The following is a 17,327-nucleotide window of genomic DNA, read 5'->3' as shown; positions in this document are numbered from 1 at the left end:
GGTTGGCCTTCCAGGCTTTCGCCTTTTCGGCCTTTCCGACTTTAGCAGATCCGCGCCTTGCCGTTTCCGGCTCGAACTTGGATTGCTTTTCCCGTCGGAGGGGTTTGCCTTTCGGCCTTTCCGACTTTATCAGAAGCTGATCGACTGAATTAATCGACCAGATTTCCGGTAAAGGATCGGATGCGCCTCGCCGATATGAATTCCGGCCGAAGCGGAGAAGAGACTAACCGTCGCTGTCGAACATGTCTAGTTCGTGGCAACCGTTTGAATCTACCTCCCCGTGCCACCCATGTCAATGGGTTTGCGGGGAGATGAGGACAGTAGCAGGTCAGCGGGGGTGGACGCACATCAGGCGGCGGTCGGCAGAGGGGCCTCGCGGTCCGGGGTGGCGAGGTCTCCGGTCTCGCCAGCGCGTACGGCGCGGCCGCCCAGGACATAGACGTACAGGAGAAATGCCAGTTCGGCGGCGGCGCCGATGGTGATGCGGGCCCAGGTGGGCAGGCCGGAGGGAGTGACGAAGCCTTCCAGGGCGCCGGACAGGAACAGGACTGCGGCGAGGCCGATGGCGACGCCGAGGGCGGTGCGTCCTTCCTGTGCCAGGGCCGTGCGGCGGGTGCGGGGGCCCGGGTCGATCAGCGTCCAGCCGAGGCGTAGGCCGATGCCTGCGGCAATGAAGACGGCGGTCAGTTCCAGGAGGCCGTGCGGGAGGATCAGGCCGAGGAAGGTGTCGAGGCGGCCGGCCGAGGACATCAGGCCGATGCCGACAGCCAGGTTGAGCATGTTCTGGAAGAGGATCCACAGGACAGGGACGGCGGCGAAGGCGCCGAGGACCAGACAGAGGGCGACGGCCTGGGCGTTGTTCGTCCATACCTGGGCGGCGAAGGCCGCGGCGGGGTGGCTCGAGTAGTACGTCTCGTACTCGCCACCGGGGCGGGTCATGGCGCGGAGCTCCTCCGGGGCGCCGATGGCGGCCTGGACCTCGGGGTGTGCGGCGATCCACCAGCCCAGGAGGGCGGCGACGGTGAGGGAAAGGACCGCGGTGGGGATCCACCAGTGGCGCAGGCGGTAGACCGCTGCGGGGAAGGCCGTGGTGAAGAAGTGGGCGGCGTCGCGCCAGGAGGCCTTGCGGGCGCCCGTTACCGCGCTGCGAGCGCGGGCCACCAGAGATGTGAGGCGGCCCGTGAGTGCGGGGTCGGGGGCGGTGGAGAGGAGGAGGGAGAGGTGGGTGGTGGTGCGCTGGTAGAGGGCGACGAGTTCGTCGGCCTCGGCGCCCGTTAGGCGGCGCTTACGGCGCAGGAGGGCTTCGAGGCGGTCCCATTCGGCGCTGTGGGCCGTGACGAAGACATCGAGGTCCATGCGGAAGTTCGCTCCTCGTAGCGCCGGATGGGGTCTGGATCAGCTTGGCAGACTGGGCGGGACCTGCGTGGGGTGGGCGGGAGTTGGCAGGGAACGGGCGCGGTGAACGGGAGCGGAGAGGGAGTGGGCGCGGTGAATGAGCTGGTCACGGGTGAAGCGGTGGTGCTGGGGCTGCGGCCGGCCCGGCTGCCGAGTCGGGGGCTGGCGGTGATGGTCGATCTGGCCGTGGCCTGGGGGACGTATATCGCGGTGTCGTTGGTGCTGGTGAGCACGATGTCGTCGATGGACAGCGCGGCACTCGCAGCGGCTTCGGTGGCGGCGTTCGTACTGGTGCAGGTCGGGATCCCGATTGCGATCGAGACGCTGAGCCAGGGGAGGTCGCTGGGGAAGATGATCTGCGGATTGCGGGTGGTGCGGGAGGACGGGGGGCCGATCCGGTTCCGGCATGCGCTGGTGCGGGGTGCCATGGGGGCGATCGAGATCGTGCTGACCATGGGCGTCGTCGCGTCCCTTGCGTCCCTGGTGTCGGCGCGGGGGCGGCGGGTGGGGGACGTGTTCGCCGGGACGCTCGTCGTACGGGAGCGGATCCCGGTGGAGGAGGCGGTGACGGAACTGCCGGTTCCGGATCCGTGGCTGGAGGCGGAGGTCGAGGGGCTGGATCTGTCGCGGGTGCCGGACGGGTGGTGGCTGACCGTACGGCAGTTCCTGGGGCGGATGGAGCAGCTGGATCCGCAGGTCGGCGGGGCGATGGCCGGGCGGCTGGCGGAGGATCTGCGGGGGTTCACGGGCGTGACGCCGCCTGCCGGGGCGCATCCGGCGGCGTACCTGGCCGCTGTGGTGGGTGAGCGGCAGGAGAGGGAGGCGCGGCGGGCGTTCGGGGTGGCTGGGGTGCCCCGGGCAGCTGGGGTAGTTGGCGCGGCAGGGGTCACCGAGGTGGTTGGGGCGGCTTATGAGGGCGGGGCGTACCCGGGGGCGAGGACGGAGCCGGGCGGGGGTGCTTCGGGGCCTTCGGGGGTTGTGGGTGCGAGGGCCTGGGGGGCATTGGGTGAGGTTGGGGAGGGTGTTTCGGTGGGGGCTGGCGGGGTTGCGAGGGAAGAGGGGCGGTGGGCGCCGCCTGGGGGTAGCACGGCTGCTGTGACTGATGTGGTTGGTGTTGGGGAGGGAGCCATGGACCGGGGGGTGGCGGTGGCCGGGGACTCGTCGGGGAGTGAGGGGCCGTCCGTTGCCCGGGGTGGCGGCGGGCGTACGGAGGCTGGGGTGGAGCGGCAGGTCGGGGACGACGGGGCTGATGGGGCGGCCCGGACGGGGTTTGTGCCGCCTGTGTGAGGGGTGGGCGGCGGCATAAGGGCCGGACGGTGGCGGCGGGTGGGCCTGCGGTCAGTGGTGGAGCAGCGCGGGGCGAGAGCGGCCTCGGCAGGGGTTGGTGCGGGGCGAGGCGGGGGGAGAGACGGCGGACTGGGTGGGGAGGCGTCCGTCGTGGAGGGGGTTAGCGGAACGTCGACGGTGGGGATTCGAGGGATTCGAGTTCGATGCCGGGGGCCGAGAGGACGACGTCGCCGGCAAGGTGGATGGTGTGCTGTTCGCCGGTCTCCAGGTCGTTGACCTGGTACTCGTCGGCGATGAGCGGACCGTTGTCAGTGGCGTGTGGTGTGCTGGACAGCAGGGCCCAGGACTGGTCGAGGGTGCGGGGCGCAAGGACGGGGGGTGTGAAGGCGACGAGGCGGGTGCGGATGGCGCCGGCGCCGAGGGTGGGGCGCAGGAGACGCGCGGTGGCGACGAGGAAGGCGGGGGATGCGCCGGTGAAGGCGTGGGCGCGGGCGTTGCCTTCGGTGGCGTGTTCGCCGGTGGGGTCGGTGCGTACCCAGGTGACGCCTTCCAGCGCGGCGCCGCGGACCTGCCAGGAAGCGGCGTGGAGTTCGAGGCGGAGGGGGCGGCCGAGTTCGTCCAGGGTGAGGTCGACGGAGCCGGCGTGCTCGCCGGAGGGGGTGGTGATCTGTGAGACATAGCGCCAGCCGGAGGGGCCGGTGGCGCAGTGGAAGTGCTCTTCACCGAGGGGGGTGTGATCGTGCGGATCGTGGAGGGAGTAGTGGCCGCGGGGCATGGGGCGTGGAGTCCTTCGGGCGGCGAGGGGCCGGTGGGTTCGCCGACGGGGTCGCCGGTGGATTCGGGGGGCTTACGGGCCAGGCCCCCGCCGTGAGGGGCGAGGGCCTGGCTTCCGGGGTCACCGGCTGCTGGTGCGTGCCGTTCGCCGACCGTCAGGGAGCGGGTCCCTGAGGGCGACGGGCCGGCTCAGTAGCGGTAGTGGTCCGGCTTGTACGGGCCCTCGACCTGGACGCCGATGTAGGCGGCCTGCTCCGGGCGCAGCGTGGTGAGCTTGACGCCCAGGGCGTCGAGGTGGAGGCGGGCGACCTTCTCGTCGAGGTGCTTGGGGAGCACGTAGACGTCGGTCGGGTACTCCTCGGGCTTGGTGAACAGCTCGATCTGGGCCAGGGTCTGGTCCGCGAAGGAGTTGGACATCACGAACGACGGGTGGCCGGTGGCGTTGCCCAGGTTGAGCAGGCGGCCCTCGGACAGGACGATCAGGACCTTGCCGTCCGGGTGGGTCCAGGTGTGGACCTGGGGCTTGACCTCGTCCTTGACGATGCCGGGGAGCTGGGCGAGGCCGGCCATGTCGATCTCGTTGTCGAAGTGACCGATGTTGCCGACGATCGCCTGGTGCTTCATCCGCGCCATGTCGGAGGCAAGGATGATGTCCTTGTTGCCGGTGGTGGTGATGAAGATGTCGGCGGTCTCGACGACGTCTTCGAGGGTGGCGACCTGGTAGCCGTCCATCGCGGCCTGGAGGGCGCAGATCGGGTCGATCTCGGTGATGATCACGCGGGCGCCCTGGCCACGGAGGGACTCCGCGCAGCCCTTGCCGACATCGCCGTAGCCGCAGACCACGGCGGTCTTGCCGCCGATGAGGACGTCGGTGGCGCGGTTGATGCCGTCGATCAGCGAGTGGCGGCAGCCGTACTTGTTGTCGAACTTCGACTTGGTGACGGCGTCGTTCACGTTGATCGCCGGGAAGAGGAGGTCGCCGTCGCGCTGCATCTCGTACAGACGGTGCACGCCGGTGGTGGTCTCCTCGGTCACACCGCGGATCTCGGAGGCCGCATTGGTCCACTTCTGCGGCGCCTCGCCGAGGGTGCGGGTGAGCAGCTCCAGGATGGCGCGGTGCTCGTCGCTCTCGGCGGTCTCGACCGAGGGGACCTTGCCGGCCTTCTCGTACTCGACGCCCTTGTGGACGAGGAGGGTGGCGTCACCACCGTCGTCGAGGATCATGTTCGGGCCGCCGGTGGGCGAGTTCGGCCAGGTCAGGGCCTGCTCGGTGCACCACCAGTACTCGTCGAGGGTCTCGCCCTTCCAGGCGAAGACCGGGATGCCCTGAGGGCTGTCGGGGGTGCCGTTGGGGCCGACGGCGATGGCCGCGGCGGCGTGGTCCTGGGTGGAGAAGATGTTGCAGGACGCCCAGCGGACCTCGGCGCCGAGGGCGGCCAGGGTCTCGATCAGGACGGCGGTCTGCACGGTCATGTGCAGGGAGCCGGTGATGCGGGCGCCCGCCAGCGGCTGGGCGGCGGCGTACTCCTTGCGGATCGCCATCAGGCCGGGCATCTCGTGCTCGGCGAGGGTGATCTCCTTGCGGCCGAAGGCGGCGAGGGACAGGTCGGCGACCTTGAAGTCCTGGCCGGTGGCTGCTGTCGTCATGCGGGCTGCTCCTCGAGCGTCGCGTGGTTTCGGGCTGGGCAGTCTGCGGCGCGGGCTGGGGGTCTCCCCCAGCAATAGCTGGCGGAACGAGCGTACGCGTAGGCGCACACACCTCTCCCCTGGCCGCAGCGCAGTCCGTCGGAGGCCCTCTCTCCCTCGGCCGGTCCGCGGGGCGAACCGCCCGACCGCCATCAGCAGCGACGTCTGGCACTGGTCACGAATCTACACCGATCGGCCCAGCGAACCCCAGCCCGGATGGGCCGGGGAGGGGGTGGGAACGGGCGGGGGGCCTGAGGACGGGGCAGGGACAGGGTGGGAGGGGGCAGGAAGCGGGTGGAGCGGGAAGCGGATGGGGCAGGGGCGGGACGGGCTTCGGTCCGGGGGGCGTCGGTCCGGGAGGCGGTGCAGGCCGGAGGGGGCGCACGTCGCGGGGAGAGGCGGGATGTGCGGAGAACCGTGCGGGGACGAGGTGGGGTGCGCGGAGGGCCGTACGGGGACGCGACGGGGTGTGCGCGGAGGCTCGCACGGGACGGAACGGGGGCGGAACGGGGCCGAAAGGGAGGCCCTTACGGGGCTGGATCCGTGCGGTCGTGGCTGGAGTGGGACCGGTGGCGCGCGACGGCCCACGCGGCCAGCCGGTGCGGTACGGGCCGGGCCCCGGCCGGGCTCAAGGGCTATGCGGGCGGTTGCGGGTGGGGCAGGATGCCCGGGGCGCGGGAACGGGAGAACCCTTGTACGGCCGCGCCGAGGTGCGTAAGGAGAACACGTGACGACGAGTCCAGCCGATCCCCCCAAGGGCGCGGGGAAGAGCGGGCAGGGGCTGAAGCTGCTCGCGGTGACGGCCTGCCCGACCGGCATCGCCCATACGTATATGGCCGCGGAGAAGCTCACCCAGGCCGCGCAGTCCCTCGGGCATGCGATCAAGGTGGAGACGCAAGGGTCCATCGGGGCCGAGAACGTTTTGACTGACAACGATGTCAGAGACGCCGATTACGTCATCATCGCCGCGGACAAGGACGTGGATCGCGGGCGCTTCGCCGGCAAGAGGCTGCTGGCCGTCGGGGTCGCGGAGGGGATCCACCACCCCGAAGCGCTGATCGAGCGGGTGCGGAGCGCCCCGGTGTACGAGGGTGGCGGGGCGGCGGCCCCGAAGGGCGGCGACAGGGAGCGGAGCGTCGCGTACAAGGCCCTGATGAACGGGGTCAGTTACATGATCCCGTTCGTGGTGGTCGGCGGGCTGCTGATTGCGATATCGCTGGCACTGGGCGGGCATCCGCAGGCCGACGGGGGCCTGGTCATCCCGGAAGGGTCGTTCTGGAAACACGTCAATGACATCGGTGTCATCGGCTTCACGCTGATGGTGCCGATCCTGTCCGGCTATATCGCGTACGCGATCGGCGACCGGCCGGCGCTGGTGCCGGGCATGATCGGCGGCTGGATCGCCAATACCGGTGCGCTGTACGGCTCCAAGGCGGGCGCCGGGTTCATCGGCGCGATCGTCACCGGTTTCCTGGCCGGGTTCCTGGTGCAGTGGATCAAGAAGGTCAAGGTCCCCAGGTTCGTCCAGCCGATCATGCCGATCATCGTGATCCCGATCGTGGCGACGACGGTGCTCGGGCTGTTCTTCATCTTCGTGCTCGGCAGGCCGATTTCATGGGTGTTCACGCATCTGACCGGGTGGCTCGGCGGGATGACCGGGGCCAGCGCGATCGTGCTGGGCGCCCTCCTCGGGCTGATGATCGCGTTCGATATGGGCGGGCCGGTCAACAAGACGGCGTTTCTGTTCGGTTCGGGGCTGATCGCGTCCGGCAACCAGACCGTGATGGGCATGTGTGCTGCCGCGATCCCGGTGATGCCGCTGGGGCAGGGGCTGGCCACGCTGGTCCGTAAGCGGCTCTATACGGAGCAGGAGCGGGAGACCGGGATGGCGTCGCTGTTCATGGGCCTGTTCGGGATCTCCGAGGGCGCGATCCCGTTCGCGGCGGCGCGGCCGGCGCAGGTGATTCCGGCGAACATGCTCGGCGGCGCGGTGGCCGGTGCGGTCGCGGGGCTGGCCGGGGTGTCGGATGCGGTGCCGCACGGCGGGCCGATCGTGGCGGTGCTGGGGGCGATCGGCGGGGTGCCGATGTTCGTTGTTGCCGTGGTGATCGGGGCGGCGGTGACGGCGGCGACCACGGTGACGCTGGTGGATATTGCGGAGAGGCGGAAGGGGCGACGGGAGCGGGCGGCGGTCCCTGCCAGGGCGGCGGGTGAGGGCGATGGTGTCCGGTCCGATGATCCCGGGGTGGCGGATGGTTCCGGTGTCGTGGATGGTTCCGGTGTTGCGAATGCTTCCGGCGTAGCGGATGGTTCCGACGTCACGGATGCCCCAGACGCCTCCGATGCCCCTGACATCCCCGATGCCCCTGGCGTCCCTGACGTCCTCTCCGGGTACGTCACCCAGCAGACCATCAAGACCCAGCTCGCCGCCGACGACAAGGAAGCGGCCATCCGCGAGATGGCCGAACTGGCGGCCGCTACGGGCAAGGTGACGGACGTCGGGGAACTCGTGCGGGTCGCGCTGGCGCGGGAGGCGCAGGGCAGCACGGGGCTGGGCGAGGAGATCGCCGTTCCGCACGCCAAAACGGATGCGGTGACCGCGCCGGTCGTCGCCTTCGCGCGGTCGGCGGAGGGCATCGACTGGGGTTCGCTGGACGGGACAGCGGCCAAGTTGGTGTTCCTGATCGCGGTGCCGGAGGCGGCGGCCGGGGACGAGCATCTGCGGATTCTGGCGCTGCTGGCGCGGAAGCTGATGGATACGGACTTCCGGGCACGACTCCAAGGGGCGGCCGACGAGGCGGCGGTGCTGCGGCTCCTCGGGGAGATCACCTAGGGGGCGTTCGAACAGATCCCCTAGGGGATGGGCGCGCCCCTTGCAGGCCACAACGTGACGGGCACGGACGGCTATTCCCGTGGCGGGCACGGACGGCCATTCCCGTGGGGACCACAGGCGGGCATTCCCGTGGGCGCCACAGACGGGCATTCCCGTGGGCGCCACAGACGGGCATTCCGGCGGGGACCACGGACGGGCACGCCCGTGGGGACCACAGACGGGTATTCCGGCGGGGACCACGGACGGGCACGCCCGTGGGGTGCGGCGCGGGCCCCCGTGCTCGGCAGGAGTGCGGGGGCCCGGCTGCTCACGGGACGGGACGGTTCAGCGCCCGCCCGGCGTCGCGTCCGGGTCGGCGCCCGCGGCGGCCGCGGCCTCGCTGTAGATGTCGGGCTCCAGGTAGATCACCCGGGCGATCGGCACCGCGGCGCGGACGCGGACCTCGGCGGCGTCGATGGCCTTGGCGACCTCGGCGGCCGTGTCGTCGTGCGCGACCGCGATCTTGGCGGCGACCAGCAGCTCCTCCGGGCCGAGGTGGAGGGTGCGCATGTGGATGACGCGGGTGACGCCCTCGCCGCCGACGATCGCCGCACGGATCGCGGCGACCTGCTCGGGACCGGCCGCCTCGCCCAGCAGCAGCGACTTGGTCTCGGCGGCCAGGACCAGCGCGATCACCACCAGCAGGGTGCCGATGCACATGGTGCCGATGCCGTCCCAGACGCCGTCGCCGGTGAGGAGGGTGAGGCCGACGCCGAACAGCGCGAGGACCAGACCGATCAGCGCGCCGAAGTCCTCCAGGAGGACGACCGGCAGCTCGGGGGCCTTGGCGCGGCGGATGAACTGGCTCCAGGACTGCTTGCCGCGCAGCTCGTTGGACTCCTTGATCGCCGTACGGAACGAGAAGCCCTCGGCGATCACGGCGAAGATCAGCACGCCGACCGGCCAGAACCAGTTGTCCAGCGGATGCGGGTGGTGGATCTTCTCGTAGCCCTCGTAGAGGGCGAAGACGCCGCCGATGGTGAACAGGACGATGGAGACGAGGAATCCGTAGATATAGCGTTCGCGGCCGTAGCCGAAGGGGTGCTCGTCGGTGGCCGCGCGCTTGGCCTTCTTGCCGCCGAGGAGCAGCAGGCCCTGGTTGCCGGAGTCCGCGACCGAGTGCACGCCTTCGGCCAGCATGGACGACGAGCCGCTGAACGCGAAGGCCACGAACTTCGCCACGGCGATCGCCAAGTTGGCGCCCAGCGCCGCAACGATCGCCTTGGTCCCGCCTGATGCGCTCATAGGTGCCGCATGTCCCTTCCGTCGACCGCCCGTCGTCCGGGCTTTACCACCGCTTTAATACCGTGCGGCGGTCATTGTTGCAGCCCCGTCCTTCGGGGGTGGCAGGTGGCCAGGATGCGGCCGAACGGAACGAGCCATTCCGGCGGCGCCCCGGCCGCCCGAGCACGGTGCTAGCCCGCGACCGTGGCGCGGAAGACGGTGGCGTCGCCGGTGAGGGTGACGGGGTCGCCGGGCGGGGCGAAGGCGGACTGGCCGGGGGTGAGGCTCAGGGTCTCGGTGGGGGTGCTGAGACGGGCCGTGCCAGCCGTGCACAGCAGGATCTGGGGGGTGCGGGACTCCAGGGGGCGGGGGGAGGCACCGGGGGCCAGGACGAAGCGGGAGAGGCGGAATTCGTCGATCGGGGTCTCGTAGACCTCATCGCCGTCGGGGGACGCCTCCGGGCGCAGTACGCCGGGGTCGGCGGCCTCGAAGCGGACGATGCGCAGCAGTTCGGGGACGTCGACGTGCTTGGGGGTCAGGCCGCAGCGCAGGACGTTGTCGGAGTTGGCCATCAGCTCGACGCCGAGGCCGTTGAGGTACGCGTGCGGGATGCCGGCGCCGAGGAACAGGGCCTCGCCGGGCTGGAGCCGTACGTAATGGAGCAGCATGGCGGCGAGGAGGCCGGGGTCGCCCGGGTAGTGGTGGGCGATGGCGGCGTAGGCGGCGTAATCGGCGGCGTACGGGCCGCCCTGGGCGGCGAGGCACTCGGCCGCGGCGGCGGTGCGTTCGACGGTGCCGGCGATTGCGTGGTGCTCGGCGGACAGGACCGCGGTCAGCACCTCGCGCAGGGCGGATTCCTCGGGGCTGGCGCGCAGGATGTCCACATAGGGCTTGAGGTCGTCGACGGCCAGGACCTCAAGGAGGTCGGCGGCCTGGGCAGGGTGGCGGAAGCCGCAGAGGCCGTCGAAGGGCGTGAGGGCGCAGATCAGCTCGGGCTTGTGGTTGGCGTCCTTGTAGTTGCGGTGCGGGGCGTCCCTGGGGACGCCGCGGCGCTCCTCGTCGGCGAAACCTTCCTGCGCCTGGGTCAGGTCGGGATGGACCTGGAGCGAGAGCGGCGAACCGGCCGCGAGCAGCTTGAGCAGGAAGGGCAGGCGGGGGCCGAAGGCCCGTACGGTGTCCGCGCCCAGTTCGGCCTCGGGGTCGGCGTCGATCGCCTCGGCCAGCGAGACGGTGCCCGCACCGCGGTCGATACGGGAGGGAGCCCCGGGGTGGGCGCCCATCCACAGCTCGGCCTGGGGTGCGCCGGTCGGCTCGACGCCGAGGAGCTCCGGGATGGCGGTGGTGGAGCCCCAGGCGTAGGGGCGCACGGTATTGGCGAGGCGGTCCATGGGGCTGCTGCTTCCTGGGGTGGGGGACAGAGAGGGGGCCTGCGGGTCCAGGCCCCGCCCCGGCCCCCACCCAATGATCACTCGGTGTCGGCAAGCGCCAGGTAAACGGCGGCGAAATCCGTGATGGCGAGCAGTTCCGTGGCGCATTCCAGGTCGCTGCCGCTTTCCGGCTGGAGTTCGCTGAGGGCGGTTTCGCATTCGTCGGCGAGCTCGTTGGCGGAGCGGGTGGCCGACAGGGGGCCGGCCTCCCGGCGGTCGCGCAGCAGGAGGATGCGGGCGTGCAGGGCGGCGGGCTGCTCGACGCGGTCGCGGAAGAAGTCTTCCGGGTCGGCGCCGGCGGCCAGCGAGCCGGCCAGCAGCGGGCGGTGGGTGGTGAGCGCCTCGGGCAGCGCGGCGGCGAGGGCGGGGATGCCCGCCAGTCCGGCCAGCACGGTGGCGAAGTGGCGGCCGACGGCTCCGGCGACGGTGCCTTCGGTCCAGATCAGCGGCAGGACCTCGGCGAGGTCGGCGGCCAGGGTCTTGGCCGGGTTGGTGTACGTGGCGATGGCCGGGCCGCAGCGTTCGGCGAGCTGGTCGAGATGGTCGGCCAGGCGGGTCAGCGCCTCGGGGGGCGCGGTGAGCAGGCCGATGCGGTCGGCGAGGGCGAGCAGCGGGATCAGCAGCGACCACAGGGTGCCGGGGGCGGCCGGGGGCGCACCCTCGACGTCGAATTCGGCGTCGTACGGCGTGGTGGCCAGGGGGAGGGTCATCCCGCGGGCCTGGGTGACGGCCTCGGCGAGCGGGCCGGCGGCCGGGGTGACGGCGGCGATGGCGCAGCCGCGGCGGTAGGCCTGCTCGACCAGTTCGGCCAGGCCGGGGTCGGAGCCGTCGGGTCCGGCGAGCAGCAGCAGGTCCAGCGAGCTGGTCCAGCCGGGCAGGGTCCAGCGCAGGGCACCGGGCAGCGGGGCGACGCCGGTGGGCGGGATATGGGTGACGGGGCAGCTGCCGCCGCCGAGGGCGCTGAGGATGTCCGCCACGGCGGGGGCGGCGGGTCCGGGACCGGCGACAAGGACGGCGCGCGGCCGCCCGTCGGGGGTCATATCGGCGATACCGGCCTCGGCGGCGCTGCGGGCCGCCGTACGGACGCGGGCGCCGGATTCGGCCACCCCTCGCAGCAGTCCGTAACGGTCGGCGCCGGCCAGCGCCTCGGGAGCGTCGAGCAGTGACTCATCCAGCATGGTGGGCGCGGCCTCCGTTCGCCGGTGCGGGCAAAGGATCGCCGGGCGGCGCCGGGGCGGGCCCGGCGGCGCCCGGTCAGGCGGGGCGGCGGGCTTCGTCGACGAGGAGTACGGGGATGCCGTCCCGGACGGGGTAGGCAAGGCCGCAGTCGGCGGAGGTGCAGATCAGCTCGGCCGGGTCGGCCGCCGTGCGGTCCTCGAGCGGGGCGTGGCACGCCGGGCAGGCGAGGATCTCGATCAAGCTGGCTTCGACCGGCATGTCAGGCTGCTCCTTCGGGGTGATTGCGGCGTGGCCAGCGTACCGCCGTACGGGGTGCCCGGTCCTGCTCGGAGGGCATCTGCGGAGGTGGGGGGCCTCTGGGGGTGGCCGAACGGAACCCCTAGGGGGCGGTCGAACAGATCCCCTAGGGGATGCGAGGGCCCCTTGCAGGCCACAACGGGGCGGGGCGGGGTGGGATTCCCGGGGCGGGACGGGGCGGGGCCGTGTTCCCAGGACGAGCCGGGGGCGGGCCCCGGGACGGGCCGGAGCCGGGCCAGGCCCCAGGACGAGCCGGAGCCGGGCCAGGCCCAGGACGAGCCGGGGCCGGGCCGGGCCCCAGGACGGGCCGCCCGCTTCGCGTCACGTACGGGCCGCCCGCCCCTCGTCACGTGCTGTCTAGCCGCGGATGATCCCCAGCGCCTCGTCCCGTACCCGTTCGACGGTGGCCGTATCGCGGGCCTCGGCGTTGAGGCGGAGGAGGGGTTCGGTGTTGGAGGGGCGGACGTTGAACCACCAGTCGGCGGCGGTGACGGTCAGGCCGTCGAGTTCGTCCAGAGTGATGCCCTCGCGGCCCTGGTAGGCAGCCTTGATGGCGGCGAGGCGGGCGGTCTGGTCGTCGACGGTGCTGTTGATCTCGCCGGAGGCGGCGTAGCGGTCGTAGCGGTCGACGAGCCGGGAGAGCGGGCCGGGCTGGGCGCCGAGGGCGGCGAGGACGTGCAGGGCGGCCAGCATGCCGGTGTCGGCGTTCCAGAAGTCGCGGAAGTAGTAGTGGGCGGAGTGCTCGCCGCCGAAGATGGCGCCGGACTTGGCCATCTCCTCCTTGATGAAGGAGTGGCCGACCCGGGTGCGGACCGGCTCGCCGCCCTTCTCCTTGACGACCTCAGGGACCGACCAGGAGGTGATGCAGTTGTGAATGATCGTTCCGCCGGGGTGCTTGGCGAGTTCGCGGGCGGCCACCAGGGCGGTGATCGCCGACGGGGAGACCGGGTCGCCGTTCTCGTCCACGACGAAGCAGCGGTCGGCGTCGCCGTCGAAGGCGAGACCCAGGTCGGCGCCGGTCTCGCGGACCCGGGCCTGGAGGTCGACGATGTTCTTCGGGTCGAGGGGGTTGGCCTCGTGGTTCGGGAAGGAACCGTCCAACTCGAAGTAGAGGGCGTCCAGTTGGAGGGGCAGGCCCTCGAAGACGGTGGGGACGGTGTGGCCGCCCATGCCGTTGCCGGCGTCCACCACGACCTTCAGCCGGCGGATGCCGGTCAGGTCGACCAGGCCGCGCAGATGGTCGGCGTAGTCTGCGAGCACATCGCGCTGGGTGACGGCCCCGGTGGCGGCGACCGGCTCCGGGGCGCCGTGGTCGCGCCACTCCTCCACCAGGCGGCGGATCTCGGCGAGGCCGGTGTCCTGGCCGACCGGTGCGGCGCCCGCCCGGCACATCTTGATGCCGTTGTAGCGGGCCGGGTTGTGCGAGGCGGTGAACATCGCGCCGGGCAGGTTCAGCGCGCCGCTGGCGTAGTAGAGCTGGTCGGTCGAGCACAGCCCGATCTCGGTGACGTCCGCGCCGCGGGCCGCCGCGCCGCGGGCGAAGGCGCGCGCCAGGCCGGGCGAGGAGGGCCGCATGTCATGCCCGGTGACGATCGCTTCCGCGCCGGTGACCTGGACGAACGCCGCGCCGAACAGTTCGGCCAGCGTCTCGTCCCACTGGTCGGGGACCACACCGCGCACGTCGTACGCCTTGACGATCTGCGACAGATCGGTCACTGCCGGGCCTCCTGGAATCGCTGAGTCGCTACGGAGCCACAAACCTACCCCCGGGCGTGGGGTGCGGGACCGCGAACCGGCCGCGCACGGGACGTGAGGCGCCGTGCGCGACCCGGTGTCGTGACGGGGGTGCCGTGCGACGGCGGTGCGCTCAGCGGTGCGTTCAGGAGTCCGGCGACCGCAGCACCCGCAGATGGCCGCGGCGGGCCACCTCCATCGGGCGGCCGTCGCGCCCGCCCTGGGCGCCGTTGCCGCCCGCCGCCCGCTCCTGGGGCCGGGCGGCCTCGCGTACGGCGTTGGCGAGGGCTTCGAGGTCGTCACCGCTGGGCTGGGCGGGACCGGTGTCGATGGCGAGGCGGACCACTTCCCAGCCGCGGGGCGCGGTCAGCCGCTCGGAGTGCTCGGCGCACAGGTCGTAGCAGTGCGGCTCGGCGTAGGTGGCGAGCGGTCCGAGCACGGCGGTCGAATCCGCATAGACGTACGTCAGCGTTGCGACGGCGGGGCGGCCGCACGCAGTGCGCGAACAGCGACGTACAGGGCTCACGACGTTGGACGGTACCGCACTCTTGAGCGGGCCGCGACGACTCTCCCCCGGCTCACCCAACCGTGTCGTCCCGCTTCGTCCGATGCGTCTGACCTGCGCCCGTCCGAGTGGTCTCGGTCCGGGCAGCCCGGGACGGACGGCACGCCGCACGGAAACCCGTCACCAGTCGGCGCAATTCGTGTCATTCCGCGGGCGATCCGCGATCTGATGGAGGGATGCAAACGAACGGAACGCGTATCGGACCGGTCACTCGGCGACATCGGGCGTCTTGTCGCGCATGGCGGTGCCACCTGCCCCGCGACGGTTACGCTCGATGCTGATGGACAGCCCCGTACCGCCCCGACCACCGGAGCCGCGGCTCCGCCGCCGCGACCGGCACGGCCGTGGCATGCGCGGCCCGATCGCGCCTCCCCAGGTGCCGCTGTCGGTCAGCCGCGCCGACGCCTTCGTGGATCTCGTCTACGACTCCCGGGACCGCCTGGAGCGGCGCTGGCCGCAGCTCACGGAGATCGACTTCCTGGTCCTGGAAGCGCCCGGCTTCGGCCCGGACGACGCCTTTCCGGACGCGGAGACGGACGGCCAGACCGTACCGCTGGGCCGGGTGCTGCCGGCCGGCGGCGAACATCGCGACCGGATCGTGATCTACCGCAGGCCGGTGGAGATCCGCACCAAGAGCCGCGACGAGCGCGCGCTGCTGGTCCACGAGGTGGTCGTGGAACAGGTCGCCGAACTGCTGGGGCTGGCCCCGGAGTCGGTGGATCCGCGCTATGGGCAGGACTAGTCACGTACGGCGGGGCGGGCCGGGGCGGAGCCGTTGGTGGTTGCGGACGGCCGGTGGCCGGGGGTGATCTCGGCCCGGATCAGTCCCGTACGGCGGGGCGGCGCGGGGCCGGGGCCCGGTGGTCCCGGCGCCACGGTCGGTGGTCGTCGCGCGGGTCCACCGGACTCCTGCCAGGTCAGTCGTTCAGCAGCGACAGGTCCTGGCCGGCCGTGGGGACGACGACCGAGCCGCGGTCGTCCGGCAGGGTCTGGACGGTGAAGGCGGGGATGCCGCCCATCGACTGCTCAAGGGCGCGGGCCGCGTAGACGGGGCCGCTGCCCGGCTGGGGCTCCACCGTCAGCGCGTAGGAGCCCTTGAGGCCCTGCGGGCGGGGCGGGTCGACGGCGAGGGTGGTGCCGCCCTTGACCGTGTAGGTCCGGCTGACCGGGGTGCCGCCCCCGCTGCCCGCCGAGGCGGTGACCTTGACCTTGGCGTCCTTGCCCTTCTCGGGGGCGACGAGGGAGAGGGTGGTGCCCTTGGCCCGGTTGTCGGCGACGGTGGCGCGCTTGTCCACCGGGCGGGTCGCCGGGATGAACGCCATCTCCTGGTGGCTGCCCTTGCCCCGGGTCACCCGCAGCGCCGCCGCGACGGGGGCCCGGGAGCCGCCGTCGGCGGGCGTGAGGACCAGCGAGCCGGGCTCGCCCTGGGTGAGGGCCTTGAGGTCGACGGCGGTGGTCATCCCGCTCTTGACGTGCAGCGTGTCCAGTCCGGCGGGGGTGATCGCGCCGGTCGGGGTGGCCAGCTGCACCTTGAAGTCGGCGTCCGCTCCTCCGGGGGCGACGGCGACCAGGCGCGCGGAGGTGGCGTCCTTGGGGATGCCCGGCAGCACCAGCGTGTCGGCCGGGTCGGCGGCGGGCGGCAGCCAGTCGCTGCCCATGGTGGCGTCGGTGGCCTGGACGGCGGCGCCGACCCGGCCCTGGCGGGCGACGACGTGCAGCGCGGCGTTGGCGGTCGGGCTGTCCGTCAGGGTGGACAGCAGCCGGGTGACCGTGGTGTGCGCCGGGACGGTGATGCCCTCGGCCCTCGCCCCGCTCAACGCCCCGTCCTTGCCGAGCATTTCGAGGTCGACCTCGGCGTCGTCCGGGCCGGGGTTGGTCAGATGGACGTAGTCCTGGCGGTCCTTGTCGGTGCTCACACCGGGGAACCAGAACTGGGTGTCCGGGGCGGTGCAGCTGAGCCCGAGCATCCCGCGGCCGCTTCCGGCGGCGATCGTGGTGGTCTGCTGGACGGTCCACCCGGGGGCGAAGGTGCCGTCCGCATCGCCCACCAGGGCCGGCGCATCGGCGGCGTCGGTGGTGGCCGTGGCGGGTGTGCCGGGCGCATTCAGCGGCGCCACGGGCCGGGTATCGCGGGGCGGGACGGTCCGGGTGCCGGAGTCCGCGCCGGAGTCCGCGCCGCCCTTGTTCTTGCCCTTGCCCTTGCCGCCCTTCCTGGACGTGCCGGACGAGCCGCCGGCGTCGGGCTCCTGCACCGTCCCGGCCGGCACCAGCTTCGCCGTGCCCTTCTTGACGTGCGCACCGGCCGTCACGCCCGGGGCGAAGGAGGTGTACGTCGTGTCGCTGACGTCCGACGACGACGGGGCCGGGCACAGCAGCGAGGACCGCTGGACGGGCAGCCGGGTGCCGCCCTGGGCGGCGGTGGTGGCCGCGCCGTTGGGGGCGGCCACCACCGCAGCACCGGTGACGGCGGCGAGCCCGGCCGCCGCGCCGATCAGGGACATCATCGTGCGCTTCACTGCTGGTCGCTCCCGTCACGGCGCGGCTCGGGGAAGGAGCCGGGGTACGTCGTGCCGTCGTCGTAGGGCTGCTGGGTCTGCGGGGCCTGCTGGGCGTAGCCGTACGGGTCGTAGGCGCCGGCCTGGTAGGGATCCGCCGGGTACGCGCCGGGGTCCTGGTGGGGGTACCCGGGCTGTCCGCCGTAGGGGGCGGCCTGCCCGGCCTGGTAGTCGCCCTGCCCGCCCTGGTAGGGGTCCGCGGGTGCGTAGGGCTGCCCGTCCGGCTGGACGGGGGCGGCCTGCCACTGCTCGTAGGGCTGCTGCTGGGGCACCGCGGCATACGGGTCGCCGACCTGTGCGGCTTCCTGCGGCACGGCGTACGGGTCGCCGGT

General features: G+C 72.3%; 14 protein-coding genes. 3 read left to right on the top strand and 11 right to left on the bottom strand.

Features of this window, described 5'->3' with window-relative positions; genetic code table 11:
* Positions 1 to 348 precede the first annotated feature (348 nt).
* The gene (locus SNA_RS04940) at positions 349 to 1,356 is read right to left on the bottom strand and encodes a stage II sporulation protein M (RefSeq protein ID WP_030072982.1); all 1,008 of its coding nucleotides are present in this window, start codon (positions 1,354 to 1,356) and stop codon (positions 349 to 351) included.
* A gap of 132 nt (positions 1,357 to 1,488) precedes the next feature.
* Here SNA_RS04940 and SNA_RS04935 point away from each other — a divergent pair, with 132 nt between their 5' ends.
* The gene (locus SNA_RS04935; RefSeq protein ID WP_030072980.1) at positions 1,489 to 2,682 is read left to right on the top strand and encodes an RDD family protein; all 1,194 of its coding nucleotides are present in this window, start codon (positions 1,489 to 1,491) and stop codon (positions 2,680 to 2,682) included.
* Positions 2,683 to 2,842: 160 nt separating this feature from the next.
* Here the strand turns inward: SNA_RS04935 and SNA_RS04930 are convergent, their stop codons facing one another.
* Together SNA_RS04930 and ahcY are read right to left on the bottom strand one after the other, a co-directional pair.
* Entirely contained in the window at positions 2,843 to 3,457 is a 615-nt protein-coding gene (locus tag SNA_RS04930) for a hypothetical protein (protein ID WP_030072978.1), read from the bottom strand.
* A 188-nt stretch (positions 3,458 to 3,645) separates the two neighbouring features.
* Entirely contained in the window at positions 3,646 to 5,103 is a 1,458-nt protein-coding gene (gene ahcY / locus SNA_RS04925; RefSeq protein ID WP_044363456.1) for an adenosylhomocysteinase, read from the bottom strand.
* 835 nt (positions 5,104 to 5,938) lie between these two features.
* Here ahcY and SNA_RS04920 point away from each other — a divergent pair.
* Positions 5,939 to 7,975: a fructose-specific PTS transporter subunit EIIC gene (locus SNA_RS04920; RefSeq protein WP_198534983.1), complete on the top strand. Its 2,037-nt coding sequence runs from the start codon at positions 5,939 to 5,941 to the stop codon at positions 7,973 to 7,975.
* Between the two features lie 324 nt (positions 7,976 to 8,299).
* Here SNA_RS04920 and SNA_RS04915 read toward each other — a convergent pair whose 3' ends face one another.
* From SNA_RS04915 to SNA_RS04890, 6 genes are all read right to left on the bottom strand, one after another.
* Complete coding sequence (locus SNA_RS04915) at positions 8,300 to 9,259, bottom strand: cation diffusion facilitator family transporter (RefSeq protein ID WP_030072974.1); 960 nt, start codon at positions 9,257 to 9,259, stop codon at positions 8,300 to 8,302.
* A 170-nt stretch (positions 9,260 to 9,429) separates the two neighbouring features.
* The gene (gene manA, locus SNA_RS04910; RefSeq protein WP_030072972.1) at positions 9,430 to 10,626 is read right to left on the bottom strand and encodes a mannose-6-phosphate isomerase, class I; all 1,197 of its coding nucleotides are present in this window, start codon (positions 10,624 to 10,626) and stop codon (positions 9,430 to 9,432) included.
* A gap of 77 nt (positions 10,627 to 10,703) precedes the next feature.
* Positions 10,704 to 11,843: an SIS domain-containing protein gene (locus SNA_RS04905; RefSeq protein WP_044363454.1), complete on the bottom strand. Its 1,140-nt coding sequence runs from the start codon at positions 11,841 to 11,843 to the stop codon at positions 10,704 to 10,706.
* 76 nt (positions 11,844 to 11,919) lie between these two features.
* Positions 11,920 to 12,102 carry a Trm112 family protein gene (locus SNA_RS04900; protein ID WP_030072967.1) on the bottom strand — a complete coding sequence of 61 codons (183 nt, stop codon included), beginning with the start codon at positions 12,100 to 12,102 and terminating at the stop codon, positions 11,920 to 11,922.
* Positions 12,103 to 12,498: 396 nt separating this feature from the next.
* Entirely contained in the window at positions 12,499 to 13,857 is a 1,359-nt protein-coding gene (locus tag SNA_RS04895) for a phosphomannomutase/phosphoglucomutase (protein WP_030072965.1), read from the bottom strand.
* A 163-nt stretch (positions 13,858 to 14,020) separates the two neighbouring features.
* A complete protein-coding gene (locus tag SNA_RS04890; RefSeq protein WP_078969687.1) occupies positions 14,021 to 14,461 on the bottom strand; it encodes a DUF3499 domain-containing protein in 441 nt (146 codons plus the stop codon).
* Positions 14,462 to 14,720: 259 nt separating this feature from the next.
* Here SNA_RS04890 and SNA_RS04885 point away from each other — a divergent pair, with 259 nt between their 5' ends.
* On the top strand, positions 14,721 to 15,182 hold the full coding sequence (locus SNA_RS04885) for a metallopeptidase family protein (RefSeq protein WP_030072961.1): 462 nt from the start codon (positions 14,721 to 14,723) through the stop codon (positions 15,180 to 15,182).
* A gap of 175 nt (positions 15,183 to 15,357) precedes the next feature.
* On the opposite strand, the gene SNA_RS04880 is transcribed toward SNA_RS04885, so the two are convergent.
* Together SNA_RS04880 and SNA_RS04875 are read right to left on the bottom strand one after the other, a co-directional pair.
* Positions 15,358 to 16,956 (bottom strand): DUF5719 family protein, encoded by a 1,599-nt coding sequence (locus tag SNA_RS04880; protein ID WP_044363451.1) that lies wholly within the window; start codon positions 16,954 to 16,956, stop codon positions 15,358 to 15,360.
* Positions 16,953 to 17,327, bottom strand: a 375-nt coding sequence (locus tag SNA_RS04875) for a hypothetical protein (protein ID WP_044363444.1), incomplete at its 5' end; no start/stop codon positions are given. The genes SNA_RS04880 and SNA_RS04875, both read right to left, overlap by 4 nt.

The sequence above is a fragment of the Streptomyces natalensis ATCC 27448 genome (assembly GCF_000935125.1).
Taxonomy (GTDB): Bacteria; Actinomycetota; Actinomycetes; order Streptomycetales; family Streptomycetaceae; genus Streptomyces; species Streptomyces natalensis.
Note: the sequence above shows the minus strand (reverse complement) of the source record. Positions and strands in the feature narration are given on the sequence as shown.

Bases quoted from the DNA above. Each gene is read 5' to 3' on its own strand.
- SNA_RS04940 (WP_030072982.1), bottom strand. From the start codon at position 1,356: ATGGACCTCGATGTCTTCGTCACGGCCCACAGCGCCGAATGGGACCGC.
- SNA_RS04930 (WP_030072978.1), bottom strand. From the start codon at position 3,457: ATGCCCCGCGGCCACTACTCCCTCCACGATCCGCACGATCACACCCCC.
- ahcY (WP_044363456.1), bottom strand. From the start codon at position 5,103: ATGACGACAGCAGCCACCGGCCAGGACTTCAAGGTCGCCGACCTGTCC.
- SNA_RS04915 (WP_030072974.1), bottom strand. From the start codon at position 9,259: ATGAGCGCATCAGGCGGGACCAAGGCGATCGTTGCGGCGCTGGGCGCC.
- manA (WP_030072972.1), bottom strand. From the start codon at position 10,626: ATGGACCGCCTCGCCAATACCGTGCGCCCCTACGCCTGGGGCTCCACC.
- SNA_RS04905 (WP_044363454.1), bottom strand. From the start codon at position 11,843: ATGCTGGATGAGTCACTGCTCGACGCTCCCGAGGCGCTGGCCGGCGCC.
- SNA_RS04900 (WP_030072967.1), bottom strand. From the start codon at position 12,102: ATGCCGGTCGAAGCCAGCTTGATCGAGATCCTCGCCTGCCCGGCGTGC.
- SNA_RS04885 (WP_030072961.1), top strand. From the start codon at position 14,721: ATGGACAGCCCCGTACCGCCCCGACCACCGGAGCCGCGGCTCCGCCGC.